This window comes from Neobacillus drentensis (genome assembly GCF_036965645.1).
Classification (GTDB): domain Bacteria; phylum Bacillota; class Bacilli; order Bacillales; family Cytobacillaceae; genus Neobacillus; species Neobacillus drentensis_D.
Window position 1 is genome coordinate 1 of sequence record NZ_JBALPZ010000213.1, and the last position, 1,841, is coordinate 1,841.

Consider the following 1,841-nt stretch of genomic DNA (forward strand, 5'->3'; position numbering starts at 1 on the left):
AGGTGGGGACATCTGACCACAAAACTCGTGCTGAATAATGATTGAGGTGTTTAAAATTTGTTTCGATTAATCTTTCAAATCATTGTTATCGGACTATCCGCCATGCTTTTCGGGTTTTCCTTCAATACCTTCCTAATTCCACATAAGCTTACTTCCGGAGGCGTAACAGGAATCTCCTTTTTAATTCAGCACTTTACCCATATTAATACAGGGTTGATTATTCTTGCGATTAATATTCCTTTGTTTTTTGCAGGGATAAAATATTTAGGAAAAAAATTTGTATTGTTCACTGGATATGCTGTGCTAGTTTTATCTTTTAGTATGAAATTCATCCCAATTCGGGCAATTAGTCCGGATATCCTTCTCTCTTCGATTATAGGCGGGGCTCTTTATGGAATAGCTGTTGGATTGATTATCCGCCAGGGAGGGTCGACAGGCGGGACTGATATTATCAGCTTAACGCTTGCCAAAAAGAGGAACATGCAGGTTGGTTTTTTAAATACAATTATGAATCTTTTTGTGGTGGGCAGCTCGGGACTTATTTTCGGCTGGAATATTACGCTTTATACCATTATTGCCATTTATGTGGCCGGCCGTGCTGTCGATATGGTTTATACCAATCAGAATAAATTAACGATTATGATTATAACGGATAAGTATAATGAGCTGACAGATGCTTTATTTCAGCTTCATGCCAGAGGTGTAACTGTTACTGATGTTGAGGGGGCCTATACTCATAGGCACAGGAAGATGTTAACCACGGTTATTACTAAATTTGAGCTGAATGAAACAAAACATACAATAAAGAATGTCGATCCTCAGGCATTTGTAAATATCATGCAGACAATGGAAGTAATGGGGCGGTTTAGAAAAAATTAAAAAGTAGAAGGCCAACAGGAATCGGGCATTCTACTTTTGTATGGTTGTTTTTCTATTAAGAAAGTGTTCGTTTTGAATTCCCTATATAGAATCAGCCATTGAACCGTGAAGAATGTCCCTTAAGCTCCTCCATCAATACTTGAGCATGATTATAAATCGGTTCCTTCGCTCCATACAAAAGAGTCACTCTGCCATCAGCTGACAGCTCAAGAATTTTCCTTACTAAATCACGTTTTTCCTCATCGGTTCGAAGCTCTTCAAGATACCTGCTGCGAAACTCTTCAAATAGTTCCGGTACATGACAAAACGACTTTCGCAGCTCATTACTAGGCGCTATCTCTTTAAACCAAAAAGACAATCGAGCGGCATCCTTCGATATCCCCCGCGGCCATAGGCGGTCAACCAAAATCCTGAAGCCATCCATCTCATCATATGGTTCATAAATCCTTTTAATAAAAACATTAGACAAAACAATCACCTCATTACAGGTAAATTTCCCCATTCGTCCACTCCATATGGACAATGTCCACGAATGGTGTCAGGCACCTTATATCCTTAGTCTTCATCTTTAATATCTATATCTTCGGGAATTGGTTCACTCTTCAATTCTTCCACTAATTTCTTATATTTCTCCAGCTGTTCAAAGTGTGTTTTGAACTGATTCTTGAAGATCAGCACTTCGCCATTTTCATCATGCAAAACTCTTATTTTGCCTTGTAAAATTAGACTCTCTACATATGGTACAGACACCGATAAATATTTAGCCGTTTCCTCTAATGTTAAATACACCTTTTTCGTCACTCCTACTAATAACTTTATAAAGCCTACTAGCCTATTTTAGCATGAGTTACTTAATTTTCTACTATTCTCATTTCTCTCCCATCACCAACTAACTCCCTTCCGTAGAAACAGAATATAAACATAGAATAAAAACCCCTGCATGAAATGAAGAGACCCAGGTA

3 protein-coding genes are annotated in these 1,841 nt (G+C 38.2%); 1 reads left to right on the plus strand and 2 read right to left on the minus strand.

What is annotated here, in order from left to right; all coding sequences use genetic code 11:
- Window positions 1-57 precede the first annotated feature (57 nt).
- Complete coding sequence (locus V7266_RS28495; protein WP_335472585.1) at window positions 58-879, plus strand: YitT family protein; 822 nt, start codon at window positions 58-60, stop codon at window positions 877-879.
- A 91-nt stretch (window positions 880-970) separates the two neighbouring features.
- On the opposite strand, the gene V7266_RS28500 is transcribed toward V7266_RS28495, so the two are convergent.
- Window positions 971-1,381: a DUF488 domain-containing protein gene (locus V7266_RS28500; RefSeq protein WP_335472586.1), complete on the minus strand. Its 411-nt coding sequence runs from the start codon at window positions 1,379-1,381 to the stop codon at window positions 971-973.
- Between the two features lie 53 nt (window positions 1,382-1,434).
- The gene (locus tag V7266_RS28505; RefSeq protein WP_335472587.1) at window positions 1,435-1,668 is read right to left on the minus strand and encodes an excisionase family DNA-binding protein; all 234 of its coding nucleotides are present in this window, start codon (window positions 1,666-1,668) and stop codon (window positions 1,435-1,437) included.
- Window positions 1,669-1,841 lie beyond the last annotated feature (173 nt).